Genomic DNA, 14,899 nt, shown 5'->3' on the forward strand with positions numbered 1-14,899 from the left:
CGCCGACGACGCGCTGCGGGACCGACCCGTCGGACGAGCGGGGCGTCGGTCAGCGCGCGACCACGTCGAGGACGCGATCGGCGACCGACGACTTGGTGCCGGAAGCCTCGATCACTATATCTCCGGCCCGATCGAGGACCACGACGGCGTTGCTGTCGCTCTGGAAGCCCTCGGTCCAGCCCACCCTGTTGAGGACGAGCAGATCGCAGCCCTTGCGCGCGATCTTGGCGCGGCCCAGCTCGAGCATCGCCTCGCGGTCGGGCTCGGTCTCGGCGGCGAAGCCCACGATGAGCTGGCCGTCGGTCTTAGCGGCCGAGATCTCGGCCAGGATGTCGGGGTTCTTGATCAGCTCGAGGACCAGGCGGTCGCCCTGCTGCTCCTTCTTGATCTTCGACTCGGCAACGCTCGCGGGCCGGTAGTCGGCGACCGCGGCGGCCATGACGACGATGTCGGCGTCCGGCACCGCGGCGAGGACCGCCTCCCGCAGCTCGAGGGCCGTGCCGACGGTGCTCACCTCGACGCCGCTCGGCGCCTCGATGTCGAGGTTCGCGGCGATGACGCGCACCTGGGCACCCCGCGCCGCAGCGGCCGCAGCGAGCGCGACGCCCTGCCTGCCGCTGGAGCGGTTGCCGACGAAGCGGACCGGATCGAGCGGCTCGCGGGTGCCCCCCGCGGTGACGAGGACGCGGAGCCCCTCGAGGTCGCGGCGGGCACCGGTCGATCGGGCGTGCACCGCGAGGGCCTCGGCGACGATCGTCGCGGGCTCCTCCATGCGGCCCGCGCCGGAGTCGGTGCCGGTGAGCTGGCCGACGGCCGGGCCGACGACGTGCACTCCCCGGGAGCGGAGGGTCGCCACGTTGGCGACGGTCGCAGCATTGGCCCACATCTCGGTGTGCATCGCGGGCGCGACGACGAGAGGAGCCGTGGAGGCGAGCACGGTGTTGCCGAGCAGGTCGTCGGCGAGGCCGGTCGCGAGCTTGGCGAGCGTGTGCGCGGTCGCCGGAGCGATCACGATCAGGTCGGCCGCCTGGCCGATCGCGACGTGGCGGACCTCGGCGACACCCTCGTAGAGCTCGGTGTGCACGGCGTTGCGGGAGATCGCCTCGAGGGTGGGCTTCCCCACGAAGCGCAGGGCGGCCTCGGTGGCCACGACGTGGACGTCGTGACCCTCGAGGACCAGCGCGCGCACGACTCCGACGGCCTTGTAGGCGGCGATGCCGCCGGTGATCCCGACGACGACGTTCAGCCGCCGCACGGCCTTCCGCGAGGTGCGCACCCGGCCGTGCTACTCGGCCAGCGGGGTGGCGACGAGCTTGTCCTCGTTGATCTCGTGGAGGGCGACCGAGAGCGGCTTGTCGTCGATGGTCGAGTCGACCAGCGGGCCGACGTTGTCGAACAGGCTGCCCTCGTGGAGGTCGGCGTAGTAGTCGTTGATCTGGCGCGCGCGCTTGGAGGCGAAGATCACGAGCGCGTACTTCGAGTCGACCTTCGAGAGCAGCTCGTCGATGGGCGGGTCGATGATGCCGAGGTTGTTGGCCATGGTGTCTCCTTGTTGGGCTTGTCAGCGCTGTTCGCATGAGCACTGCCTGGCGCCTGAGCGCCGATCTGCGGCTCCGGGGCGGCACGACGAGCGGTGCCTGGGGGCGTGAACCCTGCGGCGGCCGGGGCGTCGGCCCGGAGGTGGTCGGTGGCCCCGGTCTCAGCGACCCGTGTCGGCGGGTGCGCCGTCGGCACGAGGCGACATCAATTCTACGACCTCGCGGGCCGCTTCGGGCACGGTGCTGTTCACCACGGCGAAATCGAACTCGTCCTGCGCCGCGAGCTCGACGCGTGCGGTGGCGAGCCGGCGCTCCTGCTCCTCGGCACTCTCGGTGCCCCGGCCGACGAGACGGCGCACCAATTCGTCCCAGCTGGGCGGCAGGAGGAAGACGAGCCGGGCGTCAGGCATCCGCTCGCGGACCTGCCGCGCGCCCTGGATGTCGATCTCGAGCATCACCTGGCGGCCCTGGGCGAGTGCCGAGTCGATCGGGCCCCGCGGCGTGCCGTAGCGGTAGGCGTTGTGCACGGTGGCGTACTCGAGGAACTCCCCCGCCTCGACCATCCGGTCGAACGCGGCGTCGTCGACGAAGTAGTAGCTCACCCCGTCGACCTCGCCGGGACGCGGCGAACGGGTGGTGGCCGACACCGAGAGCAGCACGTCGGGGTAGTTCTCGCGGATGTAGGTCGAGACGGTGCCCTTGCCGACCGCGGTCGGGCCCGCGAGCACGACGAGGCGGTTGCGCTCGGTGCGGCGCTGGCGCGACTCCCGCTGCTCGAGGAACCCGTGCAGGCCCTCGACCTGGCGACGGCCCAGCCCGCCGAGCCGCTTCGACGGCGCGATCTGCAGCTGCTCCATCACGCGCGGGGTCTTGACCACTCCGAGCGCGGGCACGGAGCGCAGCAGCTCGCTGACGCGCATCCGCCCTTCGACACCGGTCGGGTCGGCCTGGGCCGCAGCGAGCACCGCGGTGGCGGCGCGGGTCCCGGTGGCGACGTCCTTCTTGACCTCGGCGCGGGCGCGGCGCGCGGCGATCGCAGCGGCCGAGGCGGCCCGGCGGTCGACCTCGGGCGGACTCGGGCGGCGTCCGGCGGGCGCAGTGCCGGATGCCTCGACGCTCGGCGCGTCGACGCTCTGGGGGCTGGCGGTTTCAGCGGACAAGGGTCTCCTGGATGTGTGTGGCGCGTCGGTCGATCTCGGCGGCGATCCCCTGGGGGCCCGCTCCGAGGACACTGCGCGACTCGCTCACGATCGTCGCCGCGACCAGCTCGCCGAACAGCCGCGACGCGTCCGCGACCGCCGCGCCCTGGTGGCCGAAGCCGGGCGCCAGCACCGGGAGTGCGGGCCGCAGGAGCGAGGCGGTGTCGATGCCGTAGTCGCCGAGGGCGACCGTGGCCCCGAGCACGACGCCGATCGAGCCGATCGGCGAGCGCGTGTGTCCCTCGTTCCAGGATGCCACGTCGGCCAGTACCGCGCTGGCCAGGGCGGATCCCCTTCGGGGGCCGTCCTGGACGATCGCGCGCTGGATCGGCGCCGCCTCCGCGTTGGAGGTCGCGGCGAGGACGAACACGCCCTTGCCCGTCTCCTCGGCCAGCGCGAGCATCCCGTCGAGCGAGCCGAGCCCCTGGTAGGCCGCCGCCGTCATGGCATCGGCCTCGAGCGGCGAGCCCGGCCGGAGCCACGCCTCGGCATAGGCCGTGACGCTCGTGCCGATGTCGCCGCGCTTGACGTCGGCGATGACCAGGAGGCCCGCCGCCCGCGCATCGGCGAGCACCCGTTCGAGCGCACGGTAGCCGGCCGACCCGTGGCGCTCGAAGAACGCCACCTGCGGCTTGACGATGCCCGCGCGGCCGGCCGCCGCCTCCACGACGGCGCGGCCGAAGCTCTCGAGGCCGGGCGCGTCGTCGGAGAGGCCCCACGCGTCGAGCAGGAACGCGTGCGGATCGATCCCCACGCAGAGCTGCCCGTGCGCGGCGAACGCCCGCTCGAGCCGAGCCCCGAAGGAGACCGCTCCGGACGAGGTCACGCCGTGCGCTCCGCCCGGCGCAGCGCGTAGTCCTGCAGGCTCGTCACCTCGAACGGCTCGGCGGCGGCATCGAGAGAGGCCACGGCGGCCGCCAGCTGGGCGATCGTGGTGAAGAGCGGCTTGTCGGCGGCCACCGCGGCCGCGCGGATCTCGTAGCCGTCGGCTCGGGAGGCGCCTCCGCTCGGCGTGTTGATCACCACGTCGACCTCGTCGCGGCTCACGAGCTCGACGATCGACGGCGCGTCGTCGACCGCCTCCTCGCTGTACTTGCGCACGACGCGGGCCTGGATGCCGTTGCGGTTGAGCACCTCCGCAGTGCCCTGGGTCGCGAGGATCTCGAAGCCGAGCTGGCGGAGCCGGAGCGCCGGGAGCACGATCGCGCGCTTGTCGCGGTCGGCCACCGAGATGAACACGGTGCCGCTCGCGGGCATGCCGCCGTAGGCCGCGTCCTGGCTCTTGGCGAAGGCGCGCGGGAAGTCGCGGTCGATGCCCATGACCTCACCGGTCGAGCGCATCTCGGGGCCGAGCAGCGAGTCGACGATCTGGCCGTCCTTGGTGCGGAAGCGCTTGAAGGGCAGGACAGCCTCCTTCACCGCGATCGGCGAGTCCATCGGCACATCGGATCCGTCGCGCTCCGGCAGCAGGCCCTCGGCCTTGAGCTCGGCGATCGTCTCGCCGACCATCAGGCGCGAGGCGGCCTTCGCGAGCGGGATGCCCAGTGCCTTCGAGACGAACGGCACGGTGCGCGAGGCGCGCGGGTTGGCCTCGAGGACGTAGAGCACGCCCTGGCCGATCGCGAACTGCACGTTGAGCAGCCCGCGCACGCCGATGCCCTGCGCGATCGCGAGGGTCGCCTCGCGCACGCGGTCGATCTGCGTGCGGCCGAGGGTCACGGGGGGCAGGGTGCACGCCGAGTCGCCGGAGTGGATGCCGGCCTCCTCGATGTGCTCCATCACACCGCCGATGTAGAGCTGCTCGCCGTCGTAGAGCGCATCGACATCGATCTCGATCGCGTCGTCGAGGAAGCGGTCGACCAGCAGCGGGTGCGTGGCGTCGATGATGCCCTGGTCGGCCATCCGGTCGAAGTAGTCCTCGAGCTGGTCGGTGCCGTAGACGATCTCCATGCCGCGCCCGCCGAGGACGAACGACGGGCGCACGAGCACGGGGAAGCCGATGCCCGCCGCGACCTCGAGGGCGCCGGCCAGATCGGTCGCAGTGCCGTTCTTGGGAGCGAGCAGGCCCGCCTCGTCGAGGATCCGCGAGAACGCGCCGCGCTCCTCCGCGAGATCGATGGCCGCGGGGCTCGTGCCGAGGATCGGCACACCGGCCGCCTCGAGCCCGCCCGCGAGGTTCAGCGCCGTCTGGCCGCCGAGTTGCACGACGACGCCGACGAGCTCGCCCGACTGCGACTCGGCGTGGATGACCTCGAGCACGTCCTCGAGCGTGAGCGGCTCGAAGTAGAGGCGGTCGGAGGTGTCGTAGTCGGTCGAGACCGTCTCGGGGTTGCAGTTGATCATGATCGTCTCGTAGCCGGCCGCCGAGAGCGCGAACGAGGCGTGCACGCAGGAGTAGTCGAACTCGACTCCCTGCCCGATGCGGTTGGGGCCCGAGCCGAGGATGACGACCTTGCGGCGGTCGGCCGCGACGACCTCGGTCTCCTCGTCGTACGAGGAGTAGTGGTACGGAGTGAGCGCCGGGAACTCCCCCGCGCAGGTGTCGACGGTCTTGTAGACCGGTCGGACGTCGAGCTCGTAGCGGGTGCGGCGCACCTCGGCCTCGTCGAGCCCTCGCAGCTCGGCGATCTGGACGTCCGAGAAGCCGTGGTCCTTCGCCAGGCGCAGGACGCCGGCGTCGAGCGACGGGTGCTCGCGGACGAGGTCGGCGATCTCGTTGATCAGCACGATCTGGTCGAGGAACCACGGGTCGATCTTCGTCGCCTCGAACGCCTGCTCGATGCTCGCGCCCGCGCGCAGCGCCTGCTGCACAGTGACGATGCGGCCGTCGGTCGGGGTCTTCGAGACCTCGAGCAGCTCGTCGACCGAGCGCGACTCGGCGCCCCAGTGGAACGAGGAGCCGCGCTTCTCGAGCGAGCGGAGCGCCTTCTGCAGGGCCTGCGCGTAGTTGCGGCCGATCGCCATCGCCTCGCCGACCGACTTCATGGTCGTGGTGAGGGTCGGATCCGCGGCCGGGAACTTCTCGAAGGCGAAGCGGGGCACCTTGACGACCACGTAGTCGAGGGTCGGCTCGAAGCTCGCGGGCGTCACCTTCGTGATGTCGTTGGGGATCTCGTCGAGTCGGTAGCCGATCGCGAGCTTGGCGGCGATCTTGGCGATCGGGAAGCCGGTGGCCTTCGACGCGAGCGCCGAGGAGCGCGAGACCCGGGGGTTCATCTCGATCACGATGATGCGGCCGTCGGCCGGGTCGACCGCGAACTGGATGTTGCAGCCGCCGGTGTCGACGCCGACGTCGCGGATGATCTGGATGCCGATGTCGCGCATCTTCTGGTACTCGCGGTCGGTCAGCGTCAGCGCGGGGGCGACGGTGATCGAGTCTCCGGTGTGCACGCCGACGGGGTCGACGTTCTCGATCGAGCAGACCACCACGACGTTGTCGGCCGTGTCGCGCATCAGCTCGAGCTCGTACTCCTTCCAGCCGAGGATCGACTCCTCGAGGAGCACCTCGGTGGTCGGGCTCTGGTGCAGGCCGTCGCCGACCATGCGCACGAGCTCCTCGCGGGTGTAGGCAAAGCCGGACCCGAGGCCGCCCATGGTGAACGAGGGGCGGATGACGAGCGGGTAGCCGAGGTCCTCGGCGAACTCCACCGCCTCCTCCACTGTGTGCGCGATGTACGACTTGGCCACACCGGCGCCGGCATCGAGCACGAGCTGCTTGAAGATCTGGCGGTCCTCGCCGCGGTTGATCGCCTCGAAGCTCGCGCCGATCAGCTCGACGTCGTACTTCTCGAGGATCCCGAGGTCGTGCAGCTGGATCGCGGCGTTCAGCGCGGTCTGGCCGCCGAGGGTCGGCAGGATCGCGTCCGGCCTCTCCTTGGCGATGATCGCCTCGATGGCCTTCGGCGTGATCGGCTCGACGTAGGTCGCATCGGCGAAGTCGGGGTCGGTCATGATCGTCGCCGGGTTCGAGTTGACGAGGATGACGCGGACGCCCTCCTCGCGCAGCACGCGGCAGGCCTGGGTGCCCGAGTAGTCGAACTCGACCGCCTGGCCGATGACGATGGGGCCGGAGCCGATGACGAGGACGCTCGTGATGTCTTCTCTGCGGGGCATCAGTTCTGGTCTCCGGAGTCGATAGCGGTGGTGGAAGCGGGGACGGCGCCGCCCTGCTCGGCCGTGCGCTGCACGACCATGGCGCGGAAGCGGTCGAAGAGGTAGTTGGAGTCGTGCGGGCCGGCCGCCGCCTCCGGGTGGTACTGGACCGAGAAGGCGGGGATGTCGAGGCAGCGCAGGCCCTCGACGACCGAGTCGTTGAGGCTGTAGTGGCTGACCTCGACGCGGCCGAAGCCCTCCGGCGAGTCGAGCTCGCCCTCGATGGGCGCGTCGACCGCGAAGCCGTGGTTCTGCGCCGTGATCTCGACGCGACCGGTGAGCTTGTCGAGCACCGGCTGGTTGATCCCGCGGTGGCCGAACGGCAGCTTGTACGTGCCGAAGCCGAGCGCGCGGCCGAGCAGCTGGTTGCCGAAGCAGATCCCGAAGAACGGCAGGTCGGCGCGCAGCGTGGTGCGCAGCAGCTCGACGTGGCGGTCGGACGCCTCCGGGTCGCCGGGGCCGTTCGAGAAGAACAGCGCGGAGGGGTCGAGCTCGAGCACCTGCTCGGCCGTCACCGACTCGGGCAGCACGTGCACGTCGAAGCCGCGCTCCGAGAGGTAGTTGACGGTCGAGGTCTTGACGCCCAGGTCGATGACGGCGACGGAGCCCACCCGCTCGCCCTGTGCGGGCACGGTGTACTGCTCATCGGTCGAGACCGCGGAGGAGAGGTTCTGCCCCTCCATCTGCGCACCGCCGAGCACCAGGGCGAGCTGCTCGTCGGCCGGCAGGGCGAGGTCGTCCCCCGAGAAGACACCGGAGCGCATCGAGCCGGCCGAGCGGATGTGGCGGGTGATCGCCCGGGTGTCGACACCCGAGATGCCCACGATGCCGTCGGACTCGAGGTCGTCGTCGAGTGAGCGCTGCGCGCGGAAGTTGGAGACCACGCGCGAGGGGTCGCGGACCACGTAGCCGGCGACCCAGATGCGGCGCGACTCCCTGTCGTCGTCGTTGGTCCCGGTGTTGCCGATGTGCGGGGCGGTCTGCACGACGATCTGCCCGGCGTAGGACGGGTCGGTGAGCGTCTCCTGGTACCCGGTCATGCCGGTCGCGAAGACGATCTCACCGAGCGTGCGGCCGCGCGCGCCGTAGGCCTGACCCGAGAATCGTCGCCCGTCCTCGAGGACGAGGACGGCGGTGGGTTCGGTGCTGAGGCGTGTGGTTGGCACGGACTAGGAGCCCTTCTGGGTCGGTGTGGCGTCGCCGTCGGCGACAGGGGAACGGGGGGTCTCGGGGCCGGCGAGCCGGCGGATCTCGGCGACGAGGTGCGCGCGCAGACTCGGCTCGGCGACGCGGAGGTAGCTGTCGACCGTCTCGTCGCCGCGGGGCGACCAGGAGACGACGAGCAGCCCGCCCTCCTCGACCGCGCGGTCGATCACGTAGCTGCCCTCGCCGGCACCGCGGAGCAGCGCGGCCGGGATGACCGTCTCGCGCTCGCCGACGGGGGCGATCACGACTCCGCGCTCGTGCAGGCGCAGCGTCGAGCGCCCGCGGAAGCCGAGGCCGGGCAGGACGACGCGCTCGAGGGGCTGCTCGAAGCGGGTGGTGGCCACATAGGGCAGCTCGACCGCCTCGACCTCGGCGCCGAGCGTCGAGGAGGGCACGGCCTCGGGTGCGAGGGACGCCGAGCGTCGTCGGCGCGCGCGCCACGACAGGATCATGCCGCCGAAGACCAGCAGGAGGAGGACGACGAAGGCGATCGTGACGACTGTCCTATCCACGAGCGGACCTCGCCGCCTCGGCGACCGTCGACGCGTCGACCAGTCCGCCGTCGAGGACGGTGGGGACGCCGCGGTGCAGGGTCGCGACGACGCGTCCCGGGAGCTCGCGGCCGAGGTAGGGCGAGTTGACGCTGCGGCCGCGGAGGTCCTCGGTCGAGAAGCGGCGGCGCACCTCCGGGTCGTAGAGCACCACGTTCGCGGGGGCGCCGACCGAGAGGCCGCGGTCGTAGCCGTCGAGTCGGCCGATGCGGGCGGGCGCGGAGGAGAGCACGCGGGCGACATCCGGCCACGACAGCCTGCCGTCGTCGACGACCGCGGCGTGCACGACGCTCAGCGCACTCTCGAGGCCGACCATCCCGAAGGCGGCAGCATCCCACTCGCAGTCCTTCGCCTCGACCGGGTGCGGGGCGTGGTCGGTCGCGACGATGTCGATCGTGCCGTCGGCGAGGGCCTCGCGCAGGGCGAGCACGTCCTCGTCTCGGCGCAGCGGCGGGTTGACCTTGAAGCGGGCGTCGTACGCGGCTCCGTCGTGCCCTCGGCCGGCAACCAGCTGCTCGCTGAGCAGGAGGTGGTGCGGCGTGACCTCGGCGGTCACGTCGATCCCCCGGGCCTTCGCCCAGCGGATCACGTCGACCGAGCCGGCCGTCGAGACGTGGCAGACGTGCAGGCGCGAGCCGACGTGCTCGGCGAGGAGCACATCGCGGGCGATGATCGCCTCCTCGGCCACGGCGGGCCAGCCCTGCAGGCCGAGCGCGCTCGAGACGGCGCCCTCGTTCATCTGCGCGCCGACGGTGAGGCGCGGCTCCTGCGCGTGCTGGGCGACGACTCCGTCGAACGCCTTCACGTACTCGAGCGCGCGGCGCATCAGCAGCGCGTCGGACACGCACTTGCCGTCGTCCGAGAAGACGCGGACGGCGGCGCGGCTGCGGGCCATCGCGCCGAGCTCGGCGAGCGACTCCCCCGCGAGGCCGACGGTGACGGCGCCGATCGGCCGGACGGTGGCGTAGCCCGCGTCCTCACCCAGGCTCTGGACCTGCTCGACCACGCCGGCCGTGTCCTGCACCGGTGAGGTGTTGGCCATCGCGAAGACAGCGGTGAACCCTCCGGCCGCGGCGGCACGCGTCCCGGTCAGCACGGTCTCGCTCTGCTCGAAACCGGGCTCGCGGAGGTGGGTGTGCAGGTCGACGAGACCGGGCAGCGCGAGCAGGCCGTCGGCGTCGATCACGCGGGCGCCGCTCGAGTCGAGGTCGGTGCCGATCTCAACGATCACGCCGCCGTCGATCAGGACGTCGGCCGTGGACTGGTCGGCGAGCGTCGCTCCCGAGATCAGGGTTCGGTTCGCGCCGTGGCTCATCAGTAGACCTCCCGTTCGCCGGACAGCAGCAGGTAGAGCGCGGCCATCCTGACGGAGACCCCGTTCGCGACCTGTTCGAGCACCGTGGAGCGGCTCGAATCGGCGGCGGCCGAGGAGATCTCGACGCCCCTGTTCATGGGTCCGGGGTGCATGACGATGGTATCCGGGCCGAGACGGGCGAGCCGCTCGTCGTCGAGTCCCCAGATCCGTGCGTACTCGCGGCCGTTGGGGAAGAAGCCGCTCGACATCCGCTCGAGCTGGATGCGCAGCAGCATCACCACGTCCGGCAGACCGGTGTCGATCGCCTCGTCGAGGTCGAAGCGGATGGTCGCGGGCCAGTCGCGGGTGTCCACCGGCACCAGCGTCGGCGGCGCGATCAGCGTCACCTCGGCGCCGAGGGTCGTGAGCAGCCAGACGTTCGAGCGGGCGACCCGCGAGTGCAGGATGTCGCCGACGATGGTCACGGCGACTCCGTCGAGGCCCTTGCCGCGCGAGGCCTGCGCGCCGTGCAGGCGCCGGCGGATCGTGAAGGCGTCGAGCAGGGCCTGGGTCGGGTGCTCGTGGGTGCCGTCTCCCGCGTTGAGGATCGACGCGTCGATCCAGCCGCTCGCCGCGAGCACGGCGGGGGCTCCGGAGGCGCTGTGGCGGATCACGACGCCGTCCGCGCCCATCGCCGCCAGGGTCTGCGCGGTGTCCTTGAGGCTCTCGCCCTTCGAGACGCTCGAGCCCTTGGCGCTGAAGTTGATCACATCGGCCGAGAGACGCTTGGCCGCGGCCTCGAACGAGATCCGGGTGCGGGTCGAGTCCTCGAAGAAGAGGTTGACGACGGTCTTCCCGCGCAGCGTCGGCAGCTTCTTGACCTCCCGGTTCGCCACCTCGGCCATGTCCTCGGCGATGTCGAGCAGCGCGATCGCCTCGGCGCGGCCGAGATCCCTGGTCGAGAGCAGGTGCTTCACGGGGTGCTCCCGTCGGCGCGGGTGGACTCGATGGCGACGAGGTCCTCGCCGTCGGTCTCGACGAGGCGGACGTTGATCCGCTCGCTGAGGCTGCTGGGCAGGTTCTTGCCGACGAAGTCCGCGCGGATGGGCAGCTCGCGATGACCCCGGTCGACGAGGGCGGCGAGGCGCACGGCACGCGGGCGGCCGATGTCGCTCAGCGCGTCGAGGGCGGCGCGGATGGTGCGGCCCGAGAAGAGCACGTCGTCGACGAGGACGACGGTGCGGCCGTCGATGCTCGCCGGGACGGCGGTGCGGCCGGGAGTGCGGACCGGCTGGCGCGAGAGGTCGTCGCGGTGCATCGTCACATCGAGCGAACCGGCGAACACCGGCTCGGCACCGGGCTCGATGCGGGCGATCGTCTCGGCGATGCGCCGGGCGAGGACCACGCCGCGCGTCGGGATCCCGAGGATCACCAGCGACTCGGCGCCGCGATTCGACTCGAGGATCTCGTGAGCGATGCGCGTGAGCGCACGCGTGATGTCAGCGTCGTTGAGCACGATTCGTGCCGTCACACCGACCTCCTTCCCCGCCTCACTGGACGGCTGTTAAAGGAAAAGCCTCGACGAGTATAGGACTGCCCCTCCGCCTCCGTCGCACCTCCGGCTCGCAGGAACAGCTTCGGCTCGCAGAATCCGAGGGATTCGACGAGCCGGAGCAGGATTCACGAGCCGGAGGTGGACCGGAGCGGGCGATCAGCGCTCAGGCCGTCGCGCGCGACTCCACGACCGAGGCCAGCAGCCCGTTGATGAAGCCGGCGGAGTCGTCGGTCGAGAGGAGTGTGGCGGCCTCCACCGCCTCCGAGATGGCGACGACATCGGGGACCGCGTCGTTGTAGAGGATCTCCCACACGCCGATCCGGAGGATCGCGCGGTCGACCATCGGCATGCGCGAGAGGGTCCATCCCTTCGCGAGCTCGGCGATCAGCGCGTCGATCTCGTCGTGGTGGTCGATGACTCCGTCGACGATCTCGCGGGCGTAAAGCCAGGAGGCCTCACGTGCGGGCTCGTGGACCGCGCGCTCGGCCTCGGCCCGCAGCGACTGGTCGAACGGGATCTGCCGGACGTCGGCGTTGTAGATGATGTCGAGGGCGCGCTTGCGCGCCTTCGTGCGAGCACTCACGGGTGGGCCGGCTCAGCTGACGCGGCCGAGGTAGTCGCCCGTGCGGGTGTCGACCTTGACCTTGGTGCCGAGCTCGAGGAACAGCGGGACCTGGATCTGGTAGCCGGTCTCGACCGTCGCGGGCTTGGTGCCTCCGGTCGAGCGGTCGCCCTGGAGGCCCGGCTCGGTGTAGGTGATCTCGAGGACCACGGAGGCGGGGAGGTCGATGTAGATCGGGTCGCCCTCGTGCAGCGCGAGCGTCACGTTCTGGTTCTCGAGCATGAAGTTCGCGGCGTCCCCCACCACCGCCTCGGGAACGGTGATCTGGTCGTAGTCGCTGGTGTCCATGAAGACGAAGTCGGCGCCGTCACGGTAGAGGTACTGGAAGTCGCGACGGTCGACGTTGGCGGTCTCGATCTTCGCGCCCGCGTTGAACGTCTTGTCGACGACCTTGCCGGTGAGCACGTTCTTCATCTTGGTGCGGACGAACGCGCCGCCCTTGCCCGGCTTCACGTGCTGGAAGTCGATGACGTTCCAGAGCTGACCGTCGATGTTGAGGACGGTGCCGTTCTTGATGTCGGTGGTAGAGGCCATGCGAAGGGGGATCCGTTTCGTGGGAAGTCTGCTGCCGCGTCGCCCGGCGGACCCGGGGCACGGCGATACCGGCCGGTACGGCCAACCCGTCGAGTGTAGTCGACGAGCGCCGCGAAGCCGAGGGGGCCACCGGCCGCCCGAGCCTGGACGCGGCGTCCGAATACATTGACCGCGGCGCCCCACCGCGAGACGGTGGAGGATCAGGCACGAGAAGGAGAGACACCATGGACATCCCCTCGGACCCCGGGTTCTCGGGCACCTTCGGCGTCATCGCGACGATCTTCCCGATCTTCTTCGTCGCGGTCATCGTGATCATCGTCGTGATCATCGTGGCCAACGTCCGCCGGGCGAAGAAGCTCGGAGTGAACCCGCTCACCCTGCAGACCGATGTCGCCGCCCGCTTCGCCCAGGGCGGTCTCGCCGCCGACCGTCCTCTGGCGGATCGTCTCGCCGAGCTCGAGAGCCTCCGCGCCGCCGGGACGATCAGCGAGGCGGAGTACGCCGCCGCCCGGACCGCAGCGCTCGGCGGTTCCTAGGCGCCGATCTCCTGGTACGCCGCGAACAGCAGCGACGTCTCCGGCCCCTGCAGGATGCTCGGCCGCGCGAGGTCGTCGAGCACCACGAAGCGGAGGATGCCCGCCCGCGACTTCTTGTCGCGCTGCATCGAGGCGAGCAGCGTCTCCCACCGGCCGAGTGGGTAGCTCGTGGGCAGCGTCAGCGATTCGAGAACGCTGCGGTGGCGGTCGACGACGGCATCGCTGAGCGTGCCCGTCAGCCGCGACAGCTCGGCGGCGAAGACCATGCCCACCGAGACGGCAGCTCCGTGCCGCCACTGGTAGCGCTCGGCGTGCTCGATCGCATGACCGAGGGTGTGCCCGTAGTTCAGGATCTCGCGCAGGCCCTGCTCGGTGAAGTCCTCGCCGACGACTCTCGCCTTGATCCCGATCGACAGCTCGACCAGGCGCCGGAACTCCTCGGAGGTCGGGTCGGTCGCGAGGTCGACGTCGGACTCGATGATGTCGAGGATCTCGGGCTCGGCGATGAGGCCGTACTTCACGATCTCGCCGAAGCCCGCGAGGATCTCGTTGCGCGGGAGGCTCGTCAGCACGTCGAGATCGGCGACGACCGCGCGCGGTGCGTGGAACGCCCCGACGAGGTTCTTGCCCTCGGCCGTGTTGATGCCGGTCTTGCCGCCGACCGCCGCGTCGACCATGCCGAGCACCGTCGTCGGCACCTGCACGAGGTCGACGCCGCGCAGCCAGGTGGCCGCCACGAAGCCGGCGAGGTCGGTGATGGACCCGCCGCCGAAGCCCACGACCACGTCGGTGCGGGTGAAGTCGGACTGCCCCATCACCTGCCAGCAGAAGGCCGCGACCTCGACGCGCTTGGCCGCCTCGGCATCCGGGACCTCGGCGAGGAGGACCTCGTAGCGCTCGAGGAGGCTCTCGCGCATCTCGGCGGCGAGCACCGCCAGAGTCGGCGGGTGCACGATCAGCACCTTGGCGGCGCGGGGCCCGATCGCGTCGGCGAGGCCGTCGAGGAGGCCCCGGCCGACGGTGATGTCGTAGCCGTGGTCTCCGGAGACGGTGAGGGCGGTGGTGCCGTCGGTCATGACTGTCTTCCACTCGGGCGGCCGGTCGCGGCCGCCGGTTCTGTCGGTGCGGGTCCGCCGGCGGCGGTCGCGTCGTCGGTGCGGGGTGCGGGCCGATCGCGCAGCCACTCCGCGATCTCGGCCGCGATCAGGGTGATCGGCCGACGGGAGGTGTCGACGGTGTGATCGGCCAGTGCCTCGTAGATCGGGCGCCGGGCCTCGTGGATCCGCGTCCAGTCGGCGACACCCCCGCGTACGAGCGGGCGGACGCCCGATCCCAGGCGCGAGGCGACCGCCTCGGCCGTCGTGGTCAGGAGGACGACGGGGACGCTCTCGAGGTCGGCCTGCGTGGCCGGATCGAGCACGGCTCCTCCGCCGAGGCTCAGCACGACGTCGCGCCGCACCTGGTGCTCGACGATCGAGCGCTCCTCGCGGCGGAACGCGGCCTCGCCGTGCAGATCGAAGTAGGCCGCGATGGGCCCGTGCCTGCGGACGAACTCGGTGTCGGAGTCGGCGAACGCCGCCGCGAGGGACTTCGCGACCCGCTTGCCGATCGTCGTCTTGCCGGCGCCCATCGGCCCGATGAAGACGACCCGCGCGCGGGTCGCGCCGGTATCGTGACCCGCCATCAGCGGGCCGTCGCCCGGGAGTCGACCG

15 protein-coding genes are annotated in these 14,899 nt (G+C 71.2%); 1 reads left to right on the forward strand and 14 read right to left on the reverse strand.

All coding sequences use genetic code 11. The features are described 5' to 3' along the window. Nucleotides 1-49 precede the first annotated feature (49 nt). The 12 genes from coaBC to efp all read right to left on the reverse strand — a co-directional run bounded on the left by coaBC (nucleotide 50) and on the right by efp (nucleotide 12,651). Nucleotides 50-1,246, reverse strand: a complete 1,197-nt coding sequence (gene coaBC, locus ASG06_RS13030; RefSeq protein WP_056043504.1) for a bifunctional phosphopantothenoylcysteine decarboxylase/phosphopantothenate--cysteine ligase CoaBC — start codon at nucleotides 1,244-1,246, stop codon at nucleotides 50-52. A 39-nt stretch (nucleotides 1,247-1,285) separates the two neighbouring features. Then, the gene (rpoZ, locus tag ASG06_RS13035) at nucleotides 1,286-1,540 is read right to left on the reverse strand and encodes a DNA-directed RNA polymerase subunit omega (protein WP_056042902.1); all 255 of its coding nucleotides are present in this window, start codon (nucleotides 1,538-1,540) and stop codon (nucleotides 1,286-1,288) included. A gap of 159 nt (nucleotides 1,541-1,699) precedes the next feature. Beyond that, on the reverse strand, nucleotides 1,700-2,698 hold the full coding sequence (gmk, locus tag ASG06_RS13040; protein ID WP_082499221.1) for a guanylate kinase: 999 nt from the start codon (nucleotides 2,696-2,698) through the stop codon (nucleotides 1,700-1,702). Further along, nucleotides 2,688-3,563, reverse strand: a complete 876-nt coding sequence (gene pyrF / locus ASG06_RS13045; RefSeq protein ID WP_056042904.1) for an orotidine-5'-phosphate decarboxylase — start codon at nucleotides 3,561-3,563, stop codon at nucleotides 2,688-2,690. Before pyrF ends, gmk begins: the two co-directional genes overlap by 11 nt. Then, nucleotides 3,560-6,850 carry a carbamoyl-phosphate synthase large subunit gene (gene carB / locus ASG06_RS13050; RefSeq protein ID WP_056042906.1) on the reverse strand — a complete coding sequence of 1,097 codons (3,291 nt, stop codon included), beginning with the start codon at nucleotides 6,848-6,850 and terminating at the stop codon, nucleotides 3,560-3,562. Before carB ends, pyrF begins: the two co-directional genes overlap by 4 nt. Then, nucleotides 6,850-8,055 carry a glutamine-hydrolyzing carbamoyl-phosphate synthase small subunit gene (gene carA / locus ASG06_RS13055; RefSeq protein ID WP_056042908.1) on the reverse strand — a complete coding sequence of 402 codons (1,206 nt, stop codon included), beginning with the start codon at nucleotides 8,053-8,055 and terminating at the stop codon, nucleotides 6,850-6,852. The genes carB and carA overlap by 1 nt, the downstream gene beginning before the upstream one ends. Nucleotides 8,056-8,058: 3 nt before the next feature. Further along, nucleotides 8,059-8,607: a PH-like domain-containing protein gene (locus ASG06_RS13060; RefSeq protein WP_056042910.1), complete on the reverse strand. Its 549-nt coding sequence runs from the start codon at nucleotides 8,605-8,607 to the stop codon at nucleotides 8,059-8,061. Then, the gene (locus ASG06_RS13065; protein WP_056042913.1) at nucleotides 8,600-9,961 is read right to left on the reverse strand and encodes a dihydroorotase; all 1,362 of its coding nucleotides are present in this window, start codon (nucleotides 9,959-9,961) and stop codon (nucleotides 8,600-8,602) included. Before ASG06_RS13065 ends, ASG06_RS13060 begins: the two co-directional genes overlap by 8 nt. Continuing rightward, nucleotides 9,961-10,917: an aspartate carbamoyltransferase catalytic subunit gene (locus ASG06_RS13070; protein ID WP_056042915.1), complete on the reverse strand. Its 957-nt coding sequence runs from the start codon at nucleotides 10,915-10,917 to the stop codon at nucleotides 9,961-9,963. Before ASG06_RS13070 ends, ASG06_RS13065 begins: the two co-directional genes overlap by 1 nt. Continuing rightward, nucleotides 10,914-11,471 (reverse strand): bifunctional pyr operon transcriptional regulator/uracil phosphoribosyltransferase PyrR, encoded by a 558-nt coding sequence (gene pyrR, locus ASG06_RS13075; protein WP_056042918.1) that lies wholly within the window; start codon nucleotides 11,469-11,471, stop codon nucleotides 10,914-10,916. The genes ASG06_RS13070 and pyrR overlap by 4 nt, the downstream gene beginning before the upstream one ends. A gap of 187 nt (nucleotides 11,472-11,658) precedes the next feature. Then, entirely contained in the window at nucleotides 11,659-12,078 is a 420-nt protein-coding gene (nusB, locus tag ASG06_RS13080; protein WP_056042921.1) for a transcription antitermination factor NusB, read from the reverse strand. A 12-nt stretch (nucleotides 12,079-12,090) separates the two neighbouring features. Then, nucleotides 12,091-12,651, reverse strand: a complete 561-nt coding sequence (gene efp / locus ASG06_RS13085) for an elongation factor P (RefSeq protein ID WP_056042923.1) — start codon at nucleotides 12,649-12,651, stop codon at nucleotides 12,091-12,093. 224 nt (nucleotides 12,652-12,875) lie between these two features. On the opposite strand from efp, the gene ASG06_RS13090 reads away from it, so the two are divergent. Further along, nucleotides 12,876-13,187, forward strand: a complete 312-nt coding sequence (locus ASG06_RS13090) for a hypothetical protein (protein WP_056042926.1) — start codon at nucleotides 12,876-12,878, stop codon at nucleotides 13,185-13,187. Here the strand turns inward: ASG06_RS13090 and aroB are convergent. After that, nucleotides 13,184-14,263 (reverse strand): 3-dehydroquinate synthase, encoded by a 1,080-nt coding sequence (gene aroB, locus ASG06_RS13095; RefSeq protein WP_056042928.1) that lies wholly within the window; start codon nucleotides 14,261-14,263, stop codon nucleotides 13,184-13,186. The two genes, ASG06_RS13090 and aroB, sit on opposite strands and share 4 nt — an antisense overlap. Next, entirely contained in the window at nucleotides 14,260-14,871 is a 612-nt protein-coding gene (locus ASG06_RS13100) for a shikimate kinase (RefSeq protein ID WP_082499222.1), read from the reverse strand. Before ASG06_RS13100 ends, aroB begins: the two co-directional genes overlap by 4 nt. Nucleotides 14,872-14,899 lie beyond the last annotated feature (28 nt).

The sequence above is a fragment of the Rathayibacter sp. Leaf185 genome, from assembly GCF_001423885.1.
Lineage (GTDB): Bacteria > Actinomycetota > Actinomycetes > Actinomycetales > Microbacteriaceae > Rathayibacter.